General features: G+C 44.6%; 16 protein-coding genes and 3 pseudogenes. 14 read left to right on the top strand and 5 right to left on the bottom strand.

Features of this window, described 5'->3' with window-relative positions; all coding sequences use genetic code 11:
- Positions 1-131: 131 nt before the first annotated feature.
- Together hisC and ADU23_RS27355 are read left to right on the top strand one after the other, a co-directional pair.
- Positions 132-1,229, top strand: a complete 1,098-nt coding sequence (gene hisC, locus ADU23_RS27360) for a histidinol-phosphate transaminase (RefSeq protein WP_053376649.1) — start codon at positions 132-134, stop codon at positions 1,227-1,229.
- Between the two features lie 4 nt (positions 1,230-1,233).
- Positions 1,234-2,325 carry a prephenate dehydrogenase gene (locus ADU23_RS27355; protein ID WP_053376648.1) on the top strand — a complete coding sequence of 364 codons (1,092 nt, stop codon included), beginning with the start codon at positions 1,234-1,236 and terminating at the stop codon, positions 2,323-2,325.
- A 395-nt stretch (positions 2,326-2,720) separates the two neighbouring features.
- Here ADU23_RS27355 and ADU23_RS32490 read toward each other — a convergent pair whose 3' ends face one another.
- The 3 genes from ADU23_RS32490 to ADU23_RS27335 form a co-directional block, all read right to left on the bottom strand.
- A complete protein-coding gene (locus ADU23_RS32490; protein ID WP_082311231.1) occupies positions 2,721-3,512 on the bottom strand; it encodes a recombinase family protein in 792 nt (263 codons plus the stop codon).
- Positions 3,513-3,808: 296 nt separating this feature from the next.
- Positions 3,809-4,183 (bottom strand): hypothetical protein, encoded by a 375-nt coding sequence (locus tag ADU23_RS27340; protein ID WP_197286172.1) that lies wholly within the window; start codon positions 4,181-4,183, stop codon positions 3,809-3,811.
- A 375-nt stretch (positions 4,184-4,558) separates the two neighbouring features.
- Complete coding sequence (locus ADU23_RS27335) at positions 4,559-5,158, bottom strand: TetR/AcrR family transcriptional regulator (RefSeq protein ID WP_053376645.1); 600 nt, start codon at positions 5,156-5,158, stop codon at positions 4,559-4,561.
- Positions 5,159-5,389: 231 nt separating this feature from the next.
- On the opposite strand from ADU23_RS27335, the gene gap reads away from it, so the two are divergent.
- The 12 genes and pseudogenes from gap to ADU23_RS33830 all read left to right on the top strand — a co-directional run.
- Positions 5,390-6,400 (top strand): type I glyceraldehyde-3-phosphate dehydrogenase, encoded by a 1,011-nt coding sequence (gene gap, locus ADU23_RS27330; RefSeq protein WP_053376644.1) that lies wholly within the window; start codon positions 5,390-5,392, stop codon positions 6,398-6,400.
- Between the two features lie 27 nt (positions 6,401-6,427).
- Positions 6,428-6,835, top strand: coding sequence for a MarR family transcriptional regulator (locus ADU23_RS27325; protein WP_082311225.1), 408 nt, complete (start codon positions 6,428-6,430; stop codon positions 6,833-6,835).
- A gap of 55 nt (positions 6,836-6,890) precedes the next feature.
- Positions 6,891-7,130 (top strand): NifU family protein, encoded by a 240-nt coding sequence (locus tag ADU23_RS27320; protein ID WP_053376643.1) that lies wholly within the window; start codon positions 6,891-6,893, stop codon positions 7,128-7,130.
- Positions 7,131-7,229: 99 nt separating this feature from the next.
- Positions 7,230-7,451 (top strand): annotated as a pseudogene (locus ADU23_RS32485) (aldo/keto reductase); the annotation flags it as partial.
- 406 nt (positions 7,452-7,857) lie between these two features.
- The gene (locus tag ADU23_RS33995) at positions 7,858-8,187 is read left to right on the top strand and encodes a glyceraldehyde 3-phosphate dehydrogenase NAD-binding domain-containing protein (protein ID WP_269433141.1); all 330 of its coding nucleotides are present in this window, start codon (positions 7,858-7,860) and stop codon (positions 8,185-8,187) included.
- Between the two features lie 51 nt (positions 8,188-8,238).
- Positions 8,239-8,871, top strand: a complete 633-nt coding sequence (locus ADU23_RS33990) for a type I glyceraldehyde-3-phosphate dehydrogenase (RefSeq protein ID WP_269433140.1) — start codon at positions 8,239-8,241, stop codon at positions 8,869-8,871.
- Between the two features lie 40 nt (positions 8,872-8,911).
- Positions 8,912-10,285 (top strand): MFS transporter, encoded by a 1,374-nt coding sequence (locus ADU23_RS27310; RefSeq protein ID WP_053376642.1) that lies wholly within the window; start codon positions 8,912-8,914, stop codon positions 10,283-10,285.
- Between the two features lie 176 nt (positions 10,286-10,461).
- Complete coding sequence (locus tag ADU23_RS27305; RefSeq protein WP_053376641.1) at positions 10,462-11,826, top strand: cytochrome ubiquinol oxidase subunit I; 1,365 nt, start codon at positions 10,462-10,464, stop codon at positions 11,824-11,826.
- The gene (locus ADU23_RS27300; protein ID WP_197286117.1) at positions 11,826-12,839 is read left to right on the top strand and encodes a cytochrome d ubiquinol oxidase subunit II; all 1,014 of its coding nucleotides are present in this window, start codon (positions 11,826-11,828) and stop codon (positions 12,837-12,839) included. The genes ADU23_RS27305 and ADU23_RS27300 overlap by 1 nt, the downstream gene beginning before the upstream one ends.
- Before the next feature lie 75 nt (positions 12,840-12,914).
- The gene (gene cydD, locus ADU23_RS27295; protein ID WP_442950663.1) at positions 12,915-14,648 is read left to right on the top strand and encodes a thiol reductant ABC exporter subunit CydD; all 1,734 of its coding nucleotides are present in this window, start codon (positions 12,915-12,917) and stop codon (positions 14,646-14,648) included.
- The gene (gene cydC, locus ADU23_RS27290; protein WP_053376639.1) at positions 14,645-16,384 is read left to right on the top strand and encodes a thiol reductant ABC exporter subunit CydC; all 1,740 of its coding nucleotides are present in this window, start codon (positions 14,645-14,647) and stop codon (positions 16,382-16,384) included. The genes cydD and cydC overlap by 4 nt, the downstream gene beginning before the upstream one ends.
- Positions 16,385-16,556: 172 nt before the next feature.
- Positions 16,557-17,184, top strand: a pseudogene (locus tag ADU23_RS33830) (MFS transporter); the annotation flags it as partial.
- A gap of 621 nt (positions 17,185-17,805) precedes the next feature.
- Here the strand turns inward: ADU23_RS33830 and ADU23_RS27285 are convergent.
- Together ADU23_RS27285 and ADU23_RS34420 are read right to left on the bottom strand one after the other, a co-directional pair.
- The gene (locus ADU23_RS27285) at positions 17,806-18,726 is read right to left on the bottom strand and encodes an IS3 family transposase (protein WP_157265996.1); all 921 of its coding nucleotides are present in this window, start codon (positions 18,724-18,726) and stop codon (positions 17,806-17,808) included.
- A pseudogene (locus tag ADU23_RS34420) lies at positions 18,684-18,921 on the bottom strand (helix-turn-helix domain-containing protein); the annotation flags it as partial. The pseudogene ADU23_RS34420 and the gene ADU23_RS27285, both read right to left, overlap by 43 nt.
- Positions 18,922-19,160: the final 239 nt, after the last annotated feature.

The raw sequence follows: 19,160 nt of genomic DNA, 5'->3' as shown, positions 1-19,160 counted from the left end.
TTTTATGAAGAAGAGCTTCTTGCATACGGCGAGGGGCTCTTCTTGCGTAAAAAAACTTTAAAACCTTAAACAGATATGAGACAATGTATCAAGTAATTAGACTAGTCCATAATAAAAGAGGTGAGCGGCTCATGCAGCCCAAAGGTAATATCGTCCACCTTCCCGTCTACCAGCCTGGAAAGCCGGTTGAGGATGTTAAGAGGGAGCTTGGATTAAAGGAAGTTATTAAGCTTGCATCGAATGAAAATCCGTTTGGATGCTCCGAACAGGTTAAAACAGCCATTATTGAAGAAATATCAAATTTAAATATTTATCCCGATGGAGCGAGCGTTGAACTAACAGCTGCACTTGCGGACGAGCTTGGCGTGGAGTCAAATCAAATTATTTTTGGAACGGGCTCCAGCGAAATCATACTTATGATTAACAGAGCGTTTATTGTACCTGGCGACGAAACGATCATGGCGGATGAAACATTTCCCCAATACAAGCATAATGCAGAAATCGAAAATGCGCGCATAGTAGAGGTTCCTCTAAAAGAGGGCAAACATGATTTGCCTGCCATGCTTGCTAAAGTGAACAGCCGCACAAAAATCATTTGGATTTGCAATCCGAACAACCCGACGGGAACGATTGTAACGCTGCCGGAATTGTCCGCATTTTTAAAGCAGGTTCCTGCGAACGTCCTTGTCGTGCTGGATGAAGCTTATGGCGAATATATTGATGATCCTGCGTTCCCAGATGGGGTTAAGCTGCTTAAAGAGCACCGCAACCTGATCGTATTACGTACTTTTTCGAAAATCTATGGCTTGGCAGCACTGCGGATTGGGTATGGCGTTGGACATCCCGATGTGATTCGCTTCACGAATCAAGTGCGTGAGCCGTTCAATACCTCGCGGGCGGCGCAGGCAGCGGCAAAAGCTGCACTTGCGGACAAGGATTTTATTGCTTACTGCCGTGAGCAAAATAAACAAGGCGTTGCGTATTTGTCCGAGCAATTTGACCGCCTTGGCTTATCCTACTTCCCCGCATACGGGAACTTCGTTATGGTAGATACGAAGCGTTCATCGCCCGAGGTATTCGACGGATTGCTTCGAAGAGGAATTATTTCGAGACCACGCTGGACTTATTATCCGAATCATATTCGGATTACGGTTGGCACAAGAGAGCAAAATGAAAAGTTTATCGCAGCGCTTGAACAGGTTTTGCAGGAAGCGGCGGTGCAAGGATAACGTTATGACTACTGTTGCTATTTTTGGGGTAGGGCTGATCGGTGGTTCGATCGCCCTTTGCTTTAAGGGAAAACCGGATATTACCGTGATCGGTCATTCAAATCGGCAATCTCAAGTCGAGAAGTATGTGCAGCGCGGCGTCGTGGACTATGCGACTACATCCATGCAGGAGGCCGCGGAGCAAGCCGACTTTATTTTTGTATGCGTACCGGTTGGGAATATTGAAGAATATATGGTGAAGCTGAGCAATTTCAACTTAAAGCCAGGTTGTATTGTTACGGATGCGGGGAGCACAAAGGCTTCGGTTATGGCTTGCGCGAAATCGCTTGATTTTGGCCCAGCAACGTTTATTGGCGGACATCCGATGGCGGGTTCCGAGCGTACAGGAGTTGAAGCCGCGTCCTCGCATCTCTACGAGAATGCCTTCTATGTCTTGACTCCGGATGAACATACATCTGAGGAAGCGGTTGGCCGCCTCGTAGAGCTTCTTAGCCATACGAAAGCGAATATCGTCAAAGTAGACGCGAAGGAGCATGACGAGATTGCAGGAGCAATCAGTCATTTGCCGCATATCATCGCTGTTTCGCTGGTGAACCAGATTCGTGGCTATAACGAAGAGAATGGGCTGTATGAATCGCTTGCCGCAGGAGGCTTCCGTGACATTACGCGTATTGCTTCCGGCGATCCGATCATATGGCGTGATATATTAATTAATAATCGCAAGGTTGTGCTTGAGCTGCTGCGCGATTGGAGCAAGGAAACGGATAAATTTGTTGCGATGCTGGAGAATCTCGATGGAGATGCGATAGCAAACGCATTCGAAACAGCAGGGGAATTCCGCAGCAAAATGCCTGAGCGCCGCAAAGGCATGATCCAATCCGCCTTTGATTGTTATGTCGATATTCCGGATCATCCCGGTATCATCGGTAAAATAACAAGCGAGCTAGGGAATAGCCTAATCAACCTGAGCAACATCCACATTATCGAGAGCAGGGAAGACGTGCCGGGCGTGTTAAGACTTTCGTTCCGAAGCCAGGAGTATTTGGACCAGGCGGTTGCCGTGCTTTCTGCAAAAGGCTATGACGTGCACCTTTAACCAGGTGTTCGTCTTTTGTAACATCTAAGCGCTTACAAATTAATTAAAACAAAAATGAAAGCGCTTATTGACAAAGTGGAAGCGTATACATATAATAAAGGTACAGTATGGTTTCTCTCCACTCCTATCCAAATCCTATAGTACTCATCATGAGTGCGGACCACCCTTCGGGGTGGTTTTTTTTTAGAAAAACGAAACCTCATTATCTCTATACTTAGGCTTAGTAAAGTTAACGTTCCTATTTCTCCCTATTTAAATGTATCTTTGTAACGCTATTCGGAATTATTTTTTCAATGATAAGTTCAGTCATTATTCTTTTGTCCACTGGATCTAGTCCGATTTCAAATGCGATTGCCAGTTCATTAAGAAGATCGTCAAAACTGCCATACTTATTATTAGTTTTCGGTAGGGGCATTTTTTCTAATTTTTTTTTGAATTTCATTTTGTCTAACTTCATAGCGTTTCATTAATTCACTATAATGATGTTCGCTAAGTTTCTTGTGGATATAAAAGTCGTCGAATACTTCTTGAATAGCAGAAGATAAATTATTGAATTCGGTTTGCAATTGTTGGAGAATCTTTGAAGACTCATCATTCTCGACTGCTAATTTACTTGATATTTGTTCTTTACTATACCGACCGTTACTGATATCAACTATTTTTTTCAGAACGGCATCGTTTAACGAGGGAAGGTCTATTGCGGGGCTTTTGCAATTTCCGTGTGAATTTTTATTACTACATACATATCTACGTGTTTTCTTACTTCCGGTTTGTCTTGAATGTATTTTTCCGCCACAAGTGGGACATTGAAGGATAGCAGATAATAATTGTCGTTCTTTACCTCGCCAAACTTTTTCTTTACTAAATAATGTACTTTGTATATAGAGAAAATCATCCCAGCTCACTAAGCTTTCAAAATTATTCAATGAATAAAAGATATCTTTCCATCTTTGCATGGCTGCATAAGTCGGATTAGATAACATATATCTAACTCTTCTTGGTGTCCATTCTAAATTCGTTTCTGTAGGTAATGATTCTTTATTAAGCCATTTTGAAATAACATATGGCCCTTTTCCGTCTTTAGCCATTTGAAATGATTGAATTACGGCTGCTGCCTTATATCCATCTGCAACAAAAAAATCCTTATTATTTTTTTTTAGCCAAAGGGAGCAGGACCGCCATTCCAACGTCCCTATTCAGCATTCGTTTTTTTATTATCATTTGTAATATCGCTCAAATTGTCGCTATAGTATTCATTAAAGTTAACAAGTATATTTGCTACCAACCTTCCAGTAGGCGAGCCGAAATCTAATAATTCTGCTGTTGAACAGATATCTAGGAACTTATTGGAATGATGGCTTACGAATCATGGGGATTATTTTTATTTATAGGATTGGCATTTATAATAATTTAAGTTTTAGGGCTATCGGCTATCCAGAAAATATTCCTTATATAAGTTCTTATGCTAACGAGGAACGATAGCTTAAGATGAATAGTGCAGCAGCCGATCAATATTATCAAAAATATAAGGTTTAAAAGAATGAACAAAATCAGCTCGAAATGACGGTGGTGCGTACGCATTTACCACTTGATACATTCTAAGACCTAATAGCATCTTTTGTTCATTTCCTGTAAATTGCCAGCCATTATCATGAGGGTATAAATAATGGGGCGATATGAAAAGTTGGTATCCCTTATTCATGGCAGTTCTCATTAATAGTTCAAGGTTTTGTATAGTATTGTTTCGTTCAATAGTTCCTTTAGTCAGATGATAGTCTCTTCCCCCAGGACTCATATAGTCATTTTGTAGGTCTGTGATTACAATAGCAGTATTATTGGGATGTGGTTTACACGGCAAATTACTTACCTCCCTCGCAGCATGAGCTTGCGGAAATGTTTGCATCCTGTTCAGGGAAGATAGTGGAGTAAACGCCATTTGTTCGGTGTGTTCGTTGGACTTTATCGTTACCGAATACGTTTTAGTTTGGACATCGCTTGCACTTTTCCACATCGAAATAGTACGTATTCGCTTGGTTTTTGCTGATCATGAACTGCCCGCCAATTGTTAGACACGACTAACAATTGGAGGTGCAGTTTTTTTGCCTTATTACAGTATGTCTAGTATGGGGACAATTACGTTTTGTATGCATCTCTACCTAGGTATATTTTGAACCTTACTTGGACTGCCATCGATTATACCCAGTTCTATTCCGATGTGCCAGTTCACCACAGTTTAACTGGTCTTTAAGCAGCATTGCTGCAAATAGGACGAGAAGATTGTTATATTCATTAGCATGTGCTTGTTATCCCCATCCAATTTGCTGAGCAAAATGCCTCCTTCCAACAAGGAAAAGGCAAATGAAGCAAGCGCATCCGAATCCAGATCTTCCCTAAACTCCCCAGCTTTAATCCCGTCACGAATAATACTTTTCATCATATCCAAGAAGGTATGCAGCCCCTGCCTTGCTCGATCATAAAGTTCCGCATGAGTATCGTCACTTTCTACAGCTGTATTCTGCATGGGGCATCCGCCAATAAATGGTGGATTATCGACAACATCTTCATATACACGAAAAAATGCAAGTAACCTCCCTGACGCAGACTGCTCTAGGTCGACCGCCTCAGCAAATTTCCCGCTAACCTGACTGGCAGCGTAATTGTAGGCTTCAAGTGCAATCTCATCTTTACTGGCAAAATGTCGATAGATGCCCCCTTTCTTAATACCGGTGTCGGCAATAATATCATTTAACGATGTACCGGCATAACCTCTTTGATTAAAGATTGCTGCCGATTTCATAATAATGTGCTCTCTTGTTCGATCTCCTTTTTTCATAGGTTCCTCCGAATGATCTTATTCTAATTTAACATTATATCAAATTTTACGGCCGAAACCTTGCCAATGTCTAAAATTCTGATATAATAAAGGTACCGATCGGTATCTTTTATTATAAAACAAACCCATTCCAAGGGCAAACTTGTTTGGCTTCGACTCAGTGCTTACCTTTAAGTTCTATTGGACAAACTTATGTGGAATGGATTTCGAACGAAACAGGAGGGTTATTCAATGAGTGTAAAAGTAGGAATTAATGGTTTTGGGCGAATCGGAAGACTCGCTTTCCGTCGAATTCAAGAGGTGGAAAATATCGAGGTTGTGGCCATAAACGACCTGACTGACGCAAAAATGCTGGCCCATCTGCTCAAATATGACACTACACAAGGCACTTTCCATGGTGATATCGAAGTTCATGATGGAGCCTTTACTGTTAACGGTCAAGAAATTAAAGTGCTGGCTAACCGCAACCCTGAAGAAATCCCTTGGGGCGAGCTTGGYGTAGATATCGTACTCGAATGTACWGGTTTCTTCACCACCAAAGAAARGGCSGAGMTTCACCTGAAAGGCGGAGCAAAGAARGTYGTTATTTCCGCTCCGGCAACAGGCGACATGAAGACCATCGTGTATAACGTAAACCATGAAAYACTGGACGGAACRGAAACCGTCATTTCSGGYGCTTCYTGCACAACGAACTGTCTAGCTCCCATGGCTAAAGCTCTGAACGATAARTTTGGMATTCARTCSGGRTTRATGACAACCGTKCACRCYTATACAGGYAAYCAGAAYACYCTTGAYGCGCCAGATTCAAAAGGARACTTCCGCGCAGCACGGGCTGCAGCAGAGAAYATTGTTCCTTACTCYACCGGTGCKGCWAAAGCCATTGGCCTCGTTCTTCCYGAAYTGAAGGGCAAACTTGATGGTGCMTCTCARCGTGTRCCTGTWSCAACAGGCTCCGTAACRGAACTCGTARCCGTWTTGAACACTAAGGTAACGGTTGAGGAAGTTAACGCCGCTATGAGAAAAGCATCAGATCCAGAAACAYACGGATACACGGAGGACGAGATCGTATCTTCCGATGTGAAGGGAATGACATTGGGGTCTCTTTTTGATGCCACWCAAACAAAAGTTCTAACAGTTGGCGACCAGCAACTGGTGAAAACTGTAGCCTGGTACGATAATGAAATGTCTTACACCGCGCAACTGGTTAGRACATTAGAATATTTCGCAAATATCGCCAAGTAACATTGCTGCAATTCTTCTTGATTCTACCTGCAAGAGTCAAAAGAGCAGGGGATTTCCGAATATTCTGCTAATCTTACATCTTTATACGTCATTGACTGTATTGGCAATAATGATCCCATCAACAATACAGCACTTGCCGAAAAAATGGATTTAACGAAAGCAAGCATAACAAGGATAACGACCACATTATTAAAAGATGGTTTTATTGAGCGTATCCGTCTTAACGATAACAAGAAGGAAATCCACTTCAGATTAACGGCAAAAGCGCAGGAATTATATGTACTGCACGGAAAGCTGCATAAGCAGGAGCAAGATCGGTACTTCAGATTTCTAGAACGTTGCACTAGTGAAGAGTTAAGCTTTATCAAGCGATTTTATCAAGTCATGATTGATGAATTAGAGGAAAGAATGATAGAGAGAAAGGCCATTGATTAAGAGGAAATGCGAACAGTGAAGCTGATAGCACAGCCTCTATGAAAGGAGTCATAAAATGAGAGATTCTGAGGAGTTGTTCGAAGAGGTAGACGATGTATTGAGAAAACTTCGTCCTTTTTTAATGCGCGATGGCGGGGATGCTGAATTGGTTGAGGTTAAGGATGGAGTGGCTAAATTAAAATTTTTGGGAGAGTGTAACGGCTGTCCTAGTGCAACGATCACATTGAAGGCTGGCATTGAACGTGCCATTTTTGAAGAAGTGGATGACATTCATGAAGTCGTTCAAGTCTTCTAGAAAAAAGGGTGACCAAACAAACAGCTTCCTTGCTGACATACGTTTGGACCTGCCTTTTCGCTACAATAAGAGTGTAAACTAACTTGAAACGCATGCAGCGATGTCCTCGGCAAAGTGCGGAAGCTGAACGACCTTGCCGCAGCCCGCGGGCAGAAGTTGTCGCAGTTGGTCCTCTCCTGGGTGCTTCGTGGCGGTAGAGTGACCTCTACATTGATCGGCACCAGCAAAGTTAGTCAAATTGAGGATGCGGTGGCGTCCTTTAATGCACCGGAGCTTAGCGCGGAAGAACTTGAGCAGATCGAAGCGATTTTGCGCGGATAATTTACTTTCAATATGGAGGGCGGGGACAATGGTCCCCGCTTATTCTATTTTATCCACTTTAATAGTGTCAGTTGTTTTGAACTGTGCTTGGATTTGCCGAATGGCTAAGCAATAGATCGAGTTGACGCACATAAGGTCTCAATTCACTTACCATTTCAAAAGCCTCATTTGACATGTAAACCTCTCCACGAACTTCTACATAAGGTGAATCCGTAGGGATTGTTTTGGGTATGGACATATTTCCGACCTTGCCATGCACTAGAATTATGCTAAAATAAAAGATACCATTCGGTACCTTTTTATTTTAAAACAAGACGGTCCAGAATGAAAAAGCGCCGAGCCATTTTGATTTCATGAGAGGTATTCGCCTCTTTGGAATAAATAAATCTTATAGGAGGACTTGAGAATGACTGTAAAAGTAGGCATTAACGGCTTTGGACGGATCGGACGACTCGCTTTTTGCCGAATTCAAGATGTGGATGGCGTCGAGGTTGTAGCAATTAACGACCTTACGAATGCTAAAATGTTGGCTCATCTGCTCAAATATGATACAACGCAAGGCACTTTTCACGGTGACATTGAAGTCCATGACGGAACCTTCAAAGTAAACGGGAAAGAGGTTAAGGTTCTGGCTACGCGGAATCCTGAAGAACTTCCATGGGAGAGCTTGGGGTTGACATCGTTCTCGGATGTACAGGCTTCTTCACCACGAAAGAAAAAGCTGAGCTTCACCTGAAAGGGGGAGCGAAGAAAGTCGTCATTTCCGCCCGCCCCTGCTACAGGCGATATGAAGACGATCGTATACAACGTGAACCATGACACGCTGGACGGAACGGAAACGGTTATTTCCGGTGCTTCCTGCACAACGAACTGCCTAGCCCCTATGGCTAAAGCTTTGCACGATAAGTTCGGTATCCAATCTGGGCTAATGACGACAGTTCACGCTTATACGAGCAACCAAAACACGCTTGATGCTCCGAGTCCAATAGGCGACTTCCGCGCTGCGCGTGCCTCTGCGGAGAACATCGTTCCCTACTCCACAGGTGCCGCAAAAGCCATTGGTCTGGTTCTTCCGGAACTGAAGGGTAAACTGGATGGAGCATCCCAACGTGTACCTGTACCAACAGGTTCCGTGACTGAGCTCGTTGCCGTTTTAAATACCACGGTAACGGTCGAGGAAATTAATACCGCTATGAAAGAAGCGTCCGATCCGGAAACTTACGGATACACCGAAGACGAGATTGTATCTTCCGATGTTAAGGGGATGACATTCGGATCACTTTTTGATGCCACTCAAACAAAAGTTCTGACGGTTGGGGACCAGCAACTGGTGAAAACCGTAGCCTGGTACGACAATGAAATGTCTTACACGGCTCAATTGGTTCGCACTCTGGAGCACTTCGCTAAGATAGCTAAGTAAATAACTTTCCAAAATCAAAAAATGAAAAAAGGAAAATTCCATGAAGGACACACTCCACAATACGAAGGTCGAGAAAAACGAAGTGCTCCTTCTTTCCCATGAAGGCGTCCTAATTACGTTGCTTTGCATTACCGTTGTGTTGGTCACTATGAATACGTCCATGTTTAATTTGGCGTTAAACGATTTAAACCATTCTTTTAACTTACCATCATCCATCGTTTCATTGACAGTCACCGGCTATTCTATCATGTTCGCCATCTCCTCGATCACCTACAGCCGGTTGTCTGATTTTGTTCCGTTAAAGAGGTTGTTCGCCATTAGTCTGGTTTTGACGGGAGGCGCGTCGGTTGGGGCGATGCTGAGCAACCTTTTCTGGGTGCTGCTTGCGGCCCGCGTTGTGCAAGCTGCCGGTGCAGGTGCGGCGCTCTCCTTGTCCATCGTGCTTCTGACCCGTTATGTACCGTTGGCGCGTCGGGGAAAATCGATGACGTTCATCATGTCCTCAGTATCACTGGGGTTTGGACTTGGTCCTGTGATTGGTGGCTTGGTGGTGCAATATCTGGGTTGGAAATATCTTTTTGCAATTACATCCTTGCTGTTGTGCATTGCCCCACTGCTTGTGCGGTATATTCCAAAAGAGTCGCTTCCCAAACGCCCTTTTGATTTACTGGGGGCATTGACTTTGAGCGCCGGTACGGCGGGTTTGTTGCTATTTTTGACCAACTATCATTCCATTGCCTTGTTGATCGGAATCTCGGGACTGCTCTTCTTTTCTCTTTGTATCCGCCGAGCGAAGCACCCGTTTGTGCTTCCGTCGTTATTGGCTAACAGAAGCTATCTTGTGCTTGCCTTAATAGGGGTCTTGTCCTATTTATGCAACTTTGCCACGCTGTTTTTGTTGCCGCAAATGCTATTGAAACATTTTGATTTGAGCGCAAGTCAGGCCGGTTTTGTTATTTTTCCGGGGGCTATTTTGTCCACACTGCTATCAAGAATGATCGGGGCGATGATCGACAAGCGGGGAAACAGCAGTATGTTGCGCACGACTCCTATAATCGTACTATTGGCGGCCGTATTGTTTGCAGGAGTGGGTACCCAATTTTGGGTAGCGAATGTGTTCGTGTACATGCTGATGAGCTTAAGCTTTGCTATCATCAGCAGTAGCGTTTCAAACGAAATTTCGTGCATATTGCCCTCTTCTCAAATTGGCTCAGGCACGGGATTGTTTCAACTGATGCAGTTTATCAGCGGCGCATTCAGCATTGCCATTTTGTCTAGCGTAATGGAATGGCAAGAGCATCTTCCGCCTAGCCATTCATATGCAAACCTATTCTGGGGACTAGCCGTGGTTGCGGTTTTGGCCAATTTATGTTCTTTTCTGTACGTGAGACGACTAGCCCAAAGTGCCGTGTAGCTTTCTTCATCTCAGGCACGGTGAGCTGAAACGTTATCGGTTTCATCAAGTTGTCAGAAAGAATTGATCCTTTCTTGAACGAATATGGGAGAAGATGTGACCGCGATTGAACTGCTGAAGGACAGAAATATAATCAACTCAAATTACAAATCGTTTTGGAAGGGAGGCAGTAAGGAATGGGAATTGATACGGTACTATGGAGCAGGCTGGTGACAGGAATGACACTAGGGTTCCATATGATATTCGCGACGATTGGTGTCGGTATCCCTCTCATGATCGCGATTGCTGAGCTCATCGGCATCCGCAAGCAAGATTCTCACTACACACTGATGGCTAAGAGGTGGGCGCGGGGGTATGTTATATCCGTCGCAGTCGGTGTCGTAACAGGCACGGCAATCTCACTGCAACTGGCATTGGTGTGGCCGAATTTTATGAAGTTGGCGGGGAACGTTATTGCGCTTCCGTTATTCATGGAGGTATTTGCATTCTTTTTTGAAGCTATCTTTCTAGGCATTTATCTGTATACGTGGGATCGGTTCAAGAATCCATATATTCATTGGCTGCTCACACTCCCCATTGTCGTAGGGGCAGGCATGTCTGCTGTTTTTATCACGACTGTGAATGGTTTTATGAACCAACCTGGAGGATTTACAATGCAAAGTGGACAATTTACAGCGGTTAAACCGGTGCAAGCGATGCTGAATACGGCGACATTCTCTAAAGTGTTCCATGTATTAAGCTCGGCCTACTTAACAGGAGCGGCTCTGCTAGCAGGAATTGCGGCCTTTACGATGCTTAGAAATGGGGTCACTGGATACCACAAAAAAGCGTTAAAGCTTATGATGGCCGTTGTCATGTTGTTCGGACTGCTAAACACAGTAGCTGGAGATGCGTCCGCCAAGTTCTTGGCCGAGCATCAACCGGAAAAGCTGGCTGCTGCGGAATGGCATTTTGAGACCGAGAGCGGCGCGGAGTTGATTCTATTTGGATGGCTTAATGCCGAGCATAAAATTATAGGCGCACTTCACCTGCCGAAGATTCTCAGCTTCCTGGCTTTTGGAAATTTTAACGCGAAAGTAACAGGTCTGAATGAATTTCCTCCAGATGAACAACCTCCGCTCCTTGTGCATTATTTTTTTGACTTGATGGCTGGCATAGGGTTTGCGTTATTGGGCATATCCGTTCTGTATTTCCTATTTACTTTATGGAAAAAACGCAATGAGCACAACAAATGGCTGCTCCGCATTATTGCTTTAGGCGCGCCGCTCGCATTCCTGGGAGTCGAGCTGGGCTGGTTTTACGCCGAGTTGGGGCGGCAACCGTGGATTTTACGAGGATATATGCGTGTAGAAGAAGCGGCGACGACGTCGCCAAGCGTGAGAATTCTTTTTTTCCTCTTCCTTCTTCTTTACATCGTATTAGGAGTGGTTAGTGTTCTTGTTCTTCGGCGCTTATTCAACAATAATCCGGCAGAAACTGAGATGGAGAAGTGGGCGCAGCATGCGGGCGACAAGAGGACAGGGAAGGAAGCGCATGCCTGATGAGTTATGATTTGATTGGGATTTCGGTACTTTGGCTGTTTTTGTACGGGTATCTTATTATAGCCTCCATTGACTTTGGAGCCGGTTTCTTTGCTTTTTATGCCCGGCTGACCAAGCAGGACCACCTCATTAACCGTCTGGTTTCTCGTTATTTGTCACCTGTATGGGAGATCACAAATGTATTTTTCGTCTTTTTCTACATCGGCATGATCGGATTTTTTCCGGATACAGCCTATTACTATGGCACGGCGCTGCTTGTACCAGGGAGTGTTGCGATCGTGCTGCTTGCTATTCGCGGTTCGTTCTATGCATTTGAAAACTATGGTTCCAAAAATAATATCGTCTATCAGTTTTTGTACGGCGCATCGGGTTTGCTGATCCCGGCTTCATTGTCCGTGGCGCTGACCCTGTCTGAAGGCGGCTTTATCTTGAAGCAGGGTCAGACGGTTTCTCTGGATTACTGGGCTTTATTAACCAATCCATTGTCGTGGAGCATCGTTGGATTGGCGATTGTGTCTGTCTTGTTTATTAGTGCCTGTTTTCTGGCGTTTTACGCTTCACGGGCAGAGGATCAAGCTGCGCTAAAGCTTATGCGGACCTATGCGCTGTTTTGGAGCACACCTACGATAATTATCGCCCTGACGGCCTTTATCTATTTGGGGCAACACAATGAGAGGCACTATCAAAATATGATGGATTTATGGTGGCTGTTTGCACTTTCTGTTACCTTTTTCATGATTGCGATGTGGCTGTTATACCGCGGCCGCCGCTATGGGTTAGCATTTATTTGCATTATGCTGCAATTTTTCTGTGCCTTTTTCGCTTACGGGATTGGCCAGTATCCCTATATTCTGAATCCCTACATTACGATTCAGAGCAGCGTCACCTCATCCTCAATGGGCTTCGCGCTGGTTGTCGTATTTATCGGGGGCATGTGTCTATTGATTCCTTCCCTTATTTTAGTTTTCAAGTTGTTCCTGTTCGATGCGGATTACGTGAAAGGGAAAAAATAGGCCGATTACTCGCAGGCTATTACCATAAAGGAGTGGAGTTGGGTGAAGGGGGAAAAAAGCTTGATCGCAATAGAGATGACCGCCCAGCGCAAGCGTCTTGTTTATCTGGCATTCATATCGCTCGCACTTGGCGCCGCCATCGTAAGTCAGGCTGCATTGCTGGCTGAAGCCGTCCAGCGGATCTTTGTGGAGAGAGCATCTTTTTCATCGATTGCCCTTCTGCTCTGCATCCTGCTGATCGTGATGGCGATACGTACACTGTTGTCATATGGGAACGGGACAGTTGGTTTGCAAATGGCAGCAACCGCCAAAAAAAATATGCGAGCAGCCGTGCTTGAGAATTTCACGCATGCTTCCTTGCCTTCCTCTCTTCGAGGGCAAACGGGGGGAAAGGTCAGTATGGCGCTGGATGCTGTGGATGAGGCGGATAGTTATTTCAGTCAATACATGCCGCGTATGGTGGAAACGGTCATTATCCCCATTCTGATTTTAGTCGTTACGTTTACCCAACATGCCAATTCAGGGATCATCATGCTGGTTACGGCGCCATTTATCCCGATTTTTATGATTTTGGTAGGGCTGAAAACGAAAAATAAATCAGAAGAAAAGTATGAGCAGTTGGCCGAGTTTGCCGGTACATTTCTAGATTCTCTTCAAGGGCTCGTTACGTTAAAAATCTTCGGACGGGCCCGCCGTCAGCAGCAAGAAATCGAACGCAGTAGCTTAAGATACCGTGATGCCACAATGGATATTTTGAAGATTGCGTTTACGAATACCCTCATGCTGGAATCGATTGTGATGCTGAGCATCGGGATTGTTGCTCTCGAACTGGCCATTCAGCTGCTTGTCTTCAAATCGATGTCGTTTCAAACGGCCTTTTTTGTTTTGTTGCTCGTGCCCGAGTTTTACAGCTTATTAAAGAGTTCGGGCACAGCTTTTCACAATGGGCGAACCAGTATGGGGGCGATTAGCAGGGTTGAAACCATGCTCGCGGACACGAACGATAGAAACGATCTGAAGGATCAGCCGATAGGGCACCGGACATTTCCGAAGAAGCTGTTTCCAATGCCGCCCACCATTGAACTGGACAATGTCCGGTTTCAGTATGCACCTGACTCATTTGAGCTGAATACAGGTTCGATCACAATTGGACCAGGAGATCATATTGCCCTTGTTGGTCATAGCGGGTCCGGCAAAACAACCTTGCTCCATCTTATAGCGGGATTACTAAAACCGGCGTCGGGGACCATTTTAGTGAATGGAAACCCGCTTACTCAACAGAATGAGACGATATGGTTCGAACATATTAGCTACATTACGCAGCATCCTTACATTTTTTCAGGTACCTTCGCTGATAATATCGCGATCGGTGCTGGGCGGAAGGTCTCTAGGGCTGAAATTGAGGCGGCGGCTGCGGACGCGGGTCTTTCGAAGGTTGTATCTCAACTGGAGCTGGGATTTGATACCCCTGTCGGTGAAGGCGGTAGAGGACTATCCGGTGGGGAAAAGCAACGGCTTGCCGTAGCGCGGGCTTTTTTGAAGCGACCTTCCATTATTTTGTTCGATGAGCCGACCGTCGGACTCGATCTTCACACCGAGAGCATCCTGCAACATTCGATTGGAACCTTGGCAAAATCGGCGACGATGATTACGGTGGCTCACCGATTGTATACCATTCGAAATGCGGACAACATTTTGTTTATGGACCATGGCGTCCTAATGGGCTCGGGACATCACGACGCGCTTATGAAACGCCTGCCTGCGTATGCAGAGATGGTCGATGTCCAACGCAAAGGGGTGCCGAGATGAACGAGTTGGTTATTTTGTTCCAAGCTATGATTCGGGAGCGCAAAGATATTATTCTTTCGATTTTAGGCGGATTTGTTGCCGGTATTGCCGGAGTGATCCTCTTTTCTGCGAGCGGATATCTGATTTCGCAAACGGTGTTTGCACCTCCGCTTTATACGCTGATCGTACTTACTTCGTTGGTCAAGCTGCTTGGTTTACTTCGAGCGGTGAGTCGTTATGGCGAGCGCTTATATTCACACCGAGCGACATTCTCTATGCTTAGCCGTTTGCGATCATCCTTTTTTACCAAGCTCATCCCCTTAACGCCAGGCATTTTAAATAAAAACCGAAGCGGGGATCTGCTTGCACGAATCGTTGGGGATGTAGAGAGTTTGCAGCACTATTTTTTACGCGTCGCGTATCCGCCGATCATTGTTGTCATGGTGTTCTTGACGACAATGCTGGCTACCGCCTCCTTTTCTTTCTGGATGGCTTGCTTGATGCTACTTGGTATGCTGGGAACCGTATTGGTCGTGCCGGGAATCGTATTGCTAGGATATCGGAAAATCAATGGGCATGTTCGCAAGCAGCGAGCGCTGTTGTCTACGGAAGTAACAGAGGTGTTGTATGGTTTCCGGGATCTTAAAGTTTATGGGCAGCTTGCGCAGCGGGAACAGCAACTTCGCCAAGCTTCTGCTACATTGGCAGCCGAGCAGCAGCGAGCGGCCGGACAACTGCTACGTGGACAATCGATGCATGCCTTTGTCACATATCTGATCTCCTGGGGGGTGTTGGCACTTGGTGCTTATCTGATATCGGATGGAACGCTGGCTGGCGTATATCTGGCTATGCTTGTCATGACCTCATTAACTGTATTTGAAGAAGCAGCGGCTATGGCCACGTTGCCAGCATATAAGCAAGATAGCGAACATGCAGCCAAGCGGCTGACGGAAGCAGTATTAACTCCTGCCATGCAGCCAGTGCATCCAAGTCGTACGTTGAATACCGACCATGCCGTTTCTATTGAACTATCCGGCGTTTCCTTTCAATATGAAGGGGAGTGGAGGCCAGCGTTAAAGAACTTTTCGTTGCAAATTCCACCAGGATCCAAAACGGCGATTGTCGGACCTAGCGGTTCGGGAAAGTCCACGCTGATTGAGTTGTTGCTCAAGCTGCGTACGCCAACGGATGGGGATTTGCGACTAAGCGGCATATCGGTACAAGAGCTGGAGGAGTCGAGCATTTGGAAAACTGCTAATGTCGTGCTGCAGCAAAGCCATTTTTTCCGGGGAACGATCCGGGATAACTTGCTCATGGATGGTGAGAATCATTCTGACGGCGACCTATTGGATATTCTCGCTAAAGTGCAATTGCCGACCATTTCGTTAACGGACCCCGTGTATGAAAAGGGAGAAAATTTATCGGATGGCGAAAAACAGCGCTTGGCCCTGGCGCGGGCCATGCTTCGCAAGGGAAAGCTATGGCTGCTGGATGAGCCGACGTCTTCGCTGGACTATGTGACAGAGCAACGTGTTTTGACGCACCTATACGAGCAGGCGTCCGAAGATACGCTTCTGCTAATCTGTCACCGGCTTAACGGTTTGGAAGGAATGGACAGAATCGTCGTTATGGAGCAAGGAAGAGTGATCGAAACGGGTTCTTATTCCGAGTTGATGGAGCAAAACGGCTATTTTTATAAGATGAAACAAATTGAGTTACAATTAATCGGCGTACGACAAGTAGAACTTAGGATCTAATGGTAAAAAAAGGGAAATTATGAATTATTTATTTAACTCATTTTAGCTCAAAAACTTAAGTCGTTATGCCTCCGATGTGTCAATATTCCGTAGTCAACAAAGATGGTATTGCTAATGACTAGCACTACAATCACTATGTTGGTCGGGCGGTTGGTGGTGCTGGATTGATCATACAGCAGGATTTGCATTTGGGGTGCCATTGACCTCTTATCTTGCAGAGTGAATTTCAGTTGAGGTTGCATTCATGTTTGGTGCCATAATTAGTATCATAGCCTTTTTCGGCATATTGATCTGGCTTCCTTCGATGCCTGTTAAAGAAAAAATGACTTATGGACAACAACTCAGTGTTTTACGTAAACCTGCTCTGGGTTAAACATTGCGACCGTTATATGTTTATTTGCAGCTATGTTCTCTGTATATAGTTACTTTGCCGAATATCTTGGACAAGTAACACAAGTGAATGGCTCATGGATAAGCATTATGTTATTCGTATTTTTTGGGGATTCATTTTATTCCTATGTTTGTTCTAATCTTTCTATGGGGAATGGTCCATGCCGGCGGACTTATCATTGGACAAAGCTGGCTGATCATCGAATCACAGTCAGCTCCTGAATTTGGGAACAGCGAATTTAGGAATAACTATTGGAACAACTATTGGTGGCTGGTTTCTTTTGCAATGGGATGTACGTCAACTTGTATGGAGTGGAATTGGATTTGCTGTACTAGCTTTTCTATTGATTATTATCAGAATAAAAGTTTATGGTAAGCCTGCATCCCAAAAGTTGAATCTGCATCCCTAATGAGCTTTTACTTATCTGGTTGCTTAAACTGTTGTTTATGGCATCAAAAAAATGTGTCACTCTTCATAACTGATCAGCGGACGCAAAGCCAACCAGTTCGAGCCGAGGGGCATTATGGCTCGTGCCGAAGCGGTAACGGTGTTGATGAGATTGCTAAAATAGTACGCTGAGGCCCTGAGGGCCGATTTAATGACGGTCAAGACAAATCAGGATGGAGCACAGGTTCAGGTAGCTGCTTCATCCTGTTTTTATTTAATCATATTAGAATTTATTACTTTTTGGGGTGGAGTTATGCTTCACCTGGTACAAACATGATTCTTATGACGACTGATGGTCTTTTAGAGTTTGGAAAATGTTATTACAGTAATCCTAATATATGAATGCATAAAATCTCAATTTAAATCTTCTTTAGACACATGTGTTCAAGAATTGCTAACAGACGTCCACGTTGGTAATGGTCGAGATAGTGCGACGATAATTTCTTGGACCATTGAAAATGATTCACTTGCTTGTTACCCTTCTGATTAAGCTATTATCGGGGGAATTTAGTTGAATTAATTAGGAGCAGATTGCAAACTGAACAGCATCCCGTCAAGTAGACAGTACAAATAATAAAAACAGTTAAGCGGCCTTGCTCCTGAATTTCATAGGACTGAGGCCGTTTAATTTTGCTTGTAATCGTTCGTTATTGTAAAAATAGATGTAGGCTTCGATGTCTCTCTTAAGGTCCGCAAAGGTTTCGTACGTGTGTAAATAATACTTCTCAYATTTTAGAGTTCCCCAGAAAGATTCCATTGGTCCGTTATCGATGCAACGACCAACTCGGGACATGCTCTGAGACAACTCGTTTTGGTCCAATAACTTCTTGAAGTCCAGTGAGGTGTATTGAAATCCACGATCGCTGTGAAGCATGGGTTTGCTTCCTGGAGCTGCTTGTAGGGCTTGCTTTAAAGTCTGGAATACTAGCGGATTGTTATTTGAATGCCCCAATACATAGGAGACGACGGATTTATCATGGAGATCTAGAATAGCGCTCAAATACGCTTTCTGACCATGTCCATATTTGAATTCGGTCACATCCGTCACCCACTTCTCATTTGGTTCAGTGGCTTGAAATTCACGGTTTAACAGGTTTTCAGCCACTTGMTGTGGAGTGGAGCGTACATATTTCGKTTTCTTCCTGCGGATGACGGACTGCATACCTTTTAGTTTCATTAGCCGGTATATACGCTTATGGTTGAGYTTTTTCCCAGTTTGTTTACGYACATGTAAGGTTAATTGACGGTATCCAAAGGTACGTTCTACTTTCTCATAGATGTTTATCATCAACGATATCAAMTGTTCATTCTCTAATTCACGAGAACTAGGTGTGCGATTTAACCACTTGTAATAGCTTGAGCGTGCAATTCCAGCAACTTCACAGAGAAGCTGAATACACATTGATGCCTCCTGTTGAAGCGCTTGAATARCAAGGTAGGTTGTCTCCTGTCTTACTTGACTTAGCGTCGCCTTCTTTCGAGTTCCTCTAACTTTTTTAAGAATGCATTTTCCGCCCGAAGGCGCTCCATTTCGTACGCCATCTGCTTCATCTTAAGTTTCTGTTGTTCGGCTTCCGTTAGCTCTTCCGGGGCTTTCTTTCTTCCACGGCCATCTTTTAATGCATCCTGACCGCGATCCTCGAACTTCTTCACCCATTGGTATACTTGCTGGTAGGAGACCTGAAATTGTCCCGCTGTCNCCATACAGCTTGTAGCGACGCTGCCATTTCATCAACGTTGTTTTGTTGATCTCATACTTCTTAGTCGCAGCTAAAAAACCAATTTCCCCATTTGACACTTCTTCGAGAATCGTAAGTTTCTCTAGTGCATTATATTTTCCTTTAGCCATGAAAAAGCTCCCCTTACAGTAATCAGGTTTTATTATTTCACCTGTCTACTGTAGGGGGAGCATATCAAAACGACAGCTGCTCCTTGTTT

Source organism: Paenibacillus sp. FJAT-27812 (assembly GCF_001273905.1).
Lineage (GTDB): Bacteria > Bacillota > Bacilli > Paenibacillales > Paenibacillaceae > Pristimantibacillus.
This window is presented reverse-complemented; position numbering and strand designations above follow the sequence as displayed.

Excerpts from the sequence above, each read along its gene's own strand:
- ADU23_RS27305 (WP_053376641.1), top strand. The coding sequence starts at position 10,462 with ATGGGAATTGATACGGTACTATGGAGCAGGCTGGTGACAGGAATGACA.
- ADU23_RS27310 (WP_053376642.1), top strand. The coding sequence starts at position 8,912 with ATGAAGGACACACTCCACAATACGAAGGTCGAGAAAAACGAAGTGCTC.
- ADU23_RS27320 (WP_053376643.1), top strand. The coding sequence starts at position 6,891 with ATGAGAGATTCTGAGGAGTTGTTCGAAGAGGTAGACGATGTATTGAGA.
- ADU23_RS27355 (WP_053376648.1), top strand. The coding sequence starts at position 1,234 with ATGACTACTGTTGCTATTTTTGGGGTAGGGCTGATCGGTGGTTCGATC.
- cydC (WP_053376639.1), top strand. The coding sequence starts at position 14,645 with ATGAACGAGTTGGTTATTTTGTTCCAAGCTATGATTCGGGAGCGCAAA.
- ADU23_RS27300 (WP_197286117.1), top strand. The coding sequence starts at position 11,826 with ATGAGTTATGATTTGATTGGGATTTCGGTACTTTGGCTGTTTTTGTAC.
- hisC (WP_053376649.1), top strand. The coding sequence starts at position 132 with ATGCAGCCCAAAGGTAATATCGTCCACCTTCCCGTCTACCAGCCTGGA.
- cydD (WP_442950663.1), top strand. The coding sequence starts at position 12,915 with ATGACCGCCCAGCGCAAGCGTCTTGTTTATCTGGCATTCATATCGCTC.
- ADU23_RS27335 (WP_053376645.1), bottom strand. The coding sequence starts at position 5,158 with ATGAAAAAAGGAGATCGAACAAGAGAGCACATTATTATGAAATCGGCA.
- ADU23_RS33995 (WP_269433141.1), top strand. The coding sequence starts at position 7,858 with ATGACTGTAAAAGTAGGCATTAACGGCTTTGGACGGATCGGACGACTC.
- ADU23_RS33990 (WP_269433140.1), top strand. The coding sequence starts at position 8,239 with ATGAAGACGATCGTATACAACGTGAACCATGACACGCTGGACGGAACG.